General features: G+C 69.1%; 5 protein-coding genes. 2 read left to right on the top strand and 3 right to left on the bottom strand.

Annotated elements, in window-relative coordinates; genetic code table 11:
- The 3 genes from DM816_RS40245 to DM816_RS40235 form a co-directional block, all read right to left on the bottom strand.
- The coding region (locus tag DM816_RS40245) for an MFS transporter (protein ID WP_117215709.1) at positions 1-488 on the bottom strand (488 nt) is incomplete at its 3' end.
- Entirely contained in the window at positions 478-1,158 is a 681-nt protein-coding gene (locus DM816_RS40240; RefSeq protein ID WP_162908352.1) for an LppX_LprAFG lipoprotein, read from the bottom strand. The genes DM816_RS40245 and DM816_RS40240, both read right to left, overlap by 11 nt.
- A 31-nt stretch (positions 1,159-1,189) precedes the next feature.
- Positions 1,190-2,104: a 2-hydroxyacid dehydrogenase gene (locus tag DM816_RS40235; RefSeq protein ID WP_117215707.1), complete on the bottom strand. Its 915-nt coding sequence runs from the start codon at positions 2,102-2,104 to the stop codon at positions 1,190-1,192.
- Between the two features lie 18 nt (positions 2,105-2,122).
- On the opposite strand from DM816_RS40235, the gene DM816_RS40230 reads away from it, so the two are divergent.
- Together DM816_RS40230 and DM816_RS40225 are read left to right on the top strand one after the other, a co-directional pair.
- Positions 2,123-3,313 carry a PQQ-dependent sugar dehydrogenase gene (locus DM816_RS40230; protein WP_425455341.1) on the top strand — a complete coding sequence of 397 codons (1,191 nt, stop codon included), beginning with the start codon at positions 2,123-2,125 and terminating at the stop codon, positions 3,311-3,313.
- Positions 3,310-4,755 (top strand): metallophosphoesterase family protein (locus DM816_RS40225; protein WP_117215706.1); only part of this gene is annotated, 1,446 nt, incomplete at its 3' end. The genes DM816_RS40230 and DM816_RS40225, both read left to right, overlap by 4 nt.

Genomic DNA, 4,755 nt, shown 5'->3' with positions numbered 1-4,755 from the left:
CGCCAGCCGATCAGCGCGGCCACGCCCGCACCGAACAGCGGCCCGAGCACCGCGCCGAGCTCCTGCGCCGCGCCGAGCCAGCCGAGCGCGGCCGCCCGCTTCGCTGAGGGGAAGACGTCGGCCACGAGCGCCATGGTGACCGGCAGCAACGCGCCTCCGGCCAGGCCCTGCACCGCCCGCCCGGCCACGAGCAGCGGGAGGCTGGCCGCCAGCGCGGTGATGAGGCTGCCCAGCGCGAAACCGGCCAGGCAGCCCAGGATCACCACGCGCCGGCCGTACCGGTCGGACAGCCGCCCGAGCAGCGGCATGCCCGCCAGGTACCCGAGAAGATATCCGGTCACGAGCGGGGTGGCCCGCTCCAACCGGTTGACCGGGATCTGCAGCTCGTTGACGATCTCGATGAGGATCGACACCACGACGTAGGCGTCGAGCGCACCCAGCAGGACCGCCAGCCCGCCGACGCCTATCGCCAGCCGGTTACGGGGCACTGATGGTCACCGGCGCGTCGTAGTTCGTGAACACCACCGTGACCTTGCCACCCTCCGGGAACGTGAACTCGGCCTTGGCGATGCGCTTGGAGTCCTCGTACAGCCAAACCATGCCTTTGATCCCGGTGATCGTCGTGGGGATGAGCGCGGCCAGCGCGGTCGTGTCCGGCTCGAACGACACCTTGCACGCCTGCTTGCCGTCGACCTGTTCCTTGCCCTCGAACTTCGGGTTTTTGGCGGTGCGCAACAGCTTTGCCGCGCCCCGGTCGGGGTCGAGGATCGCCGACGGGTCGTAGACGCTGGCCGCGACGGACAGGGGCATCTTCTGGTATCCGCCGGTCGGGCCCTTGAGGAACAGGTCCTGGCCGACGATGACGAAGGCCACCTCGGTGACGAAGCCCAGCTGCTCGACCTTTGCCGTGCCCTTGGCCGAACCCTCGCGGGTCAGGTCGCCCTCGGCCTGCTTGACCGGCAGGGCGGCGATCTTGCCGTCGACGGTGAGGGTGAAGTGGGCGCTCTTGACGTCGCTCATCGCTTTGTCGCCCTCGGCCATCAGCTGGGGGCCGGTGGGCTGGTCCGACGGGTTGGCGTTGTTGTTCTTCTTGCTACACCCCGTGATTGCTATGGCCACTATCGAAAGCGCCGCTAGGGCGCGTATGGTCCGAGACATACCGTGCATGCTAAGCACGGATTTCAAGCGACTAATAGCCGTCGACGACTTCGTTATCCAATGGTTGGCCGGAGCGCCAGCGCTCCACCTGCGCGGCCACCATGCGGTAGGCGCGCGGCAGCAGCCCGCGCACCGAGCCCGCCACATGCGGCGTGAGCAGCAGTCCAGGGACTGTCCACAGTGGATGATCGGGCGGCAGCGGCTCCGGGTCGGTGACGTCCACCGCAGCCGTGATGCGGCCCGTTGACAGCTCCTTGGCCAGGGCATTGGTGTCGGCAACCGGACCGCGTGCCGCGTTGACGAGCAGGGCGCCGTCACGCATCGCCGCGAGGAACGCCGCGTCGATCATGCCCCGCGTGGCCGGGGTCAGCGGCACGAGCAGCACGACGATGTCGGCAACGGGCAGCAGCGACGGCAGTTCGTCGATGGAGTGCACGCCGTCGCGCGCCGAGCGGGCGACATATGTGATCTCCACCTCGAACGGGGCCAGCCTCGCCGCGAGGGCACGCCCGATGGAGCCCGCGCCGACGATGAGCACACGCTTGCCCGCCAGCTCATCGGTCGGGGCGAACCGCCGGTAGCTCCACTCGCGACGCTCCTGCGCGCGGGCGAACTCGTCGAACCGGCGCAGCGACGCCAGGATCGCGCCCACCGCCCATTCGGCCGTCGACGAGTCGTGCACCCCGCGGGCGTCGCACAACCTCACCGAGGTGGGCACCTTCCCCGCCCAGGCGTCGGCCCCGGCACTGAGCAACTGGATCACATCGAGGTTTGGCATCCGCCCGGCCAGGGAAACGACATCGCCACCGCTCAGGAACGGCGGCACCCAGAACCGAACCTCGCTCAACTCACCGGGCAGGTCGGCGTCGGGGCCGGTGAACACCTTGACCTCGACGTCATCGGGAAGGAGGGCGCGTCCGGCGTGATGGGCGATCCAAATGGTCACGGGGATAGGCTAGTGCGCATGTGGAACCGCCGCGCGCAGCCAGGACTTTGCGCCTTCATGACGCCTAAGCGGGTCCAGATGATGGTTTTGGTTATCGGCCTGAGCCTTGTGTCATGCGACAAGGGAGGTCAGCCGGAGACCGTGGGCAGCGTGCCGGCGCCAGTGCCGCAGGGCTCGGCCACCCCGTCGCCGCAGCCCGGGGAGCCGTCGCCGCAGCAGCGGGTGACCACACAGGACGTGCTGGTCAAGGGGTTGCGCGCGCCGTGGGAGGTCGCCTTCCTGCCCGACGGCAGCGCGCTGGTCACCGAGCGCGACACTCGGAAGATCAAGAAGATCACCAAGGGCCCGGGCCACGACGCGCCCTACGCGGTCTCCGACGTCGGCCTGATCGAGGAGGCCGACCCGGGCGGCGAGGGCGGCCTGCTGGGCCTGGCCGTGTCGCCCAACTACGCGCAGGACCAGACGCTGTTCCTCTACTACACGGCCGCCAACGACAACCGCATCGCCCGCTGGAAGATCGGCGCCAAGCCGGAGCCCATCGTCACCGGCATCCCCATCTCCGGCGTCCACAATGGAGGCCGGATCGCGTTCGGTCCCGACGGTTTTCTGTACGCGACGACCGGCGACGCCAGCACGCGCGGCCTCGCACAGGATCTCAACAGTCTCGGCGGCAAGATCCTGCGCATGACGACGGACGGCAAACCCGCCCCGGGCAACCCGTTCAACACGCTGGTGTGGACGCTTGGGCACCGCAACGTGCAGGGCATCGCATGGGACGGCTGGGGCAGGCTGTGGGCCACCGAGTTCGGCAGCACACACCTCGACGAGATCAACCTGATCGAGCCGGGCAAAAACTACGGCTGGCCGCAGTTCGAGGGCGCGGGCAACGATCCCAAGTTCAAAGATCCGGTGTTCGCCTTCCCGGTGGGCGAGTCGTCCTGCTCGGGCATGGCGATCTCCAACAACAACGTGCTGGTCGCGGCGTGCCTGCGCGGGCAGCGCCTGATTCTGGTGCCGATCGGCAAGGACGGCCCGGTCGCCCAGCCCATCCCGCAGCTGGTGCGCGAATATGGCCGGCTCCGCGGTGTGGTCAACGCGCCCGACCACTCGCTGTGGTTCATCACCAACAACCACGATGGCCGATGCACCTCGAACTGTGACATCCACGCCGACGACGACCGCATTGTGCGGATCACGGTAGGCCCATGATCCGACTGGCAAAGCTACGCGGGGCGTTCGCCCTGGCCTGCGTTGCCCTGGGCGGGGCACTGATCGGCCTGATGCTGGCCGCGGCGACCACGGTGGACATCGGCCCGTTCAACGCGACGTTCTCGGTCCGGCCGTCGCTCACGGGCGACTCCGAGATCGTGATCCCGCCGCTGGGCGTGGTGCATTTGGACACGCATGACGGCCCGGCGCACCTGGGAGTGCGGCTCGACGGGCTCGACCGGACGCGGACGGAGGCGCTGTTCAACAACCCGAGCGGGATCCAGCGGGCCAGCCGCACGGCCGTCGAGGACGTGGTAAACGGGGTCGACCGGTTGATCCTGCGCACGACGGCGGTTGGTGTGCTAGGCGCGATGCTCGCCGCGGCGGTGATCTACCGTCGGGTGCGGCGGGTGGCCCAGGCGGGTGGGGTGGCCCTGGCCGTGCTGTTCGGCAGCTTCGCCGCGGCCGGGTTGACGTTCCACCCGGGCGCGCTGAAGGAGCCGCGCTATGACGGGCTGCTGGCCAACGCGCCGACGGTGATCGGCGACGCGCAGCGGATCGCCGACCGGTACGACGCCTACGCCAGACAGCTGGAGAAGATGGTCGTCAATGTGGGCGAGCTCTACAGCACGCTGTCGACCCTGCCCGTGTACGAGCCCGGCGACGGCTCGATCCGCGTGCTGCACGTGTCCGACCTGCACCTCAACCCGGCGGCGTGGCCGGTCATCCGGTCCGCGGTGGAGCAGTTCCGCATCGACGTGGTGGTCGACACGGGCGACATCAACGACTGGGGCACCGAGGCGGAGGCCAACTTCGTCGCGTCGATCGCCCTGCTCAAGGTGCCGTATGTGTACGTGCGCGGGAACCACGACTCCGACCTCACGCAGCGGGCGGTCGCGGCGCAGCCCAACGCGGTCGTGTTGGACAATGGCGTGAAAACCGTCGCGGGGCTTACCTTTGCCGGGATCGGTGACCCTCGGTTCACGCCTGACAAGAACGCCAATCCGTTTGGTGGGTCGGGGGAAGGCCAGCGCAGCATCGACGCCGTCGAGCAGACCGGCCGGACCCTGGCGGGCACCATTCGCGAGAGTGGCGCGCCGGTCAACATCGCGCTCGTGCACGATCCGCGGTCGGGGGAGCAGTTGGCGGGCGTGTGCCCGATCGTGCTGGCCGGGCATGCCCACGAGCGCAAGGTTTCGGTGCTCAAGGGTGGCACGACCACGCTCATGGTGCAGGGCTCGACGGGCGGCGCGGGATTGCGCGGGCTCGAAGGCGAGACCCCCGAACCGCTCGCGATGTCCGTGCTCTACTTCGACCCCAACGCGGAACTGGTCGCCTACGACGACATCACGGTCGGCGGCACCGGCCTGGCCGAGGTCTCCCTCAAGCGCCACACCGTCGAACCCCCCACCACCCCAGCCCCTTCCCCCACCCCTTCCGGT

Origin of the sequence: Allorhizocola rhizosphaerae, from assembly GCF_003426775.1 — a bacterium.
In the GTDB taxonomy this organism is placed as follows: domain Bacteria; phylum Actinomycetota; class Actinomycetes; order Mycobacteriales; family Micromonosporaceae; genus Allorhizocola; species Allorhizocola rhizosphaerae.
This window is presented reverse-complemented; position numbering and strand designations above follow the sequence as displayed.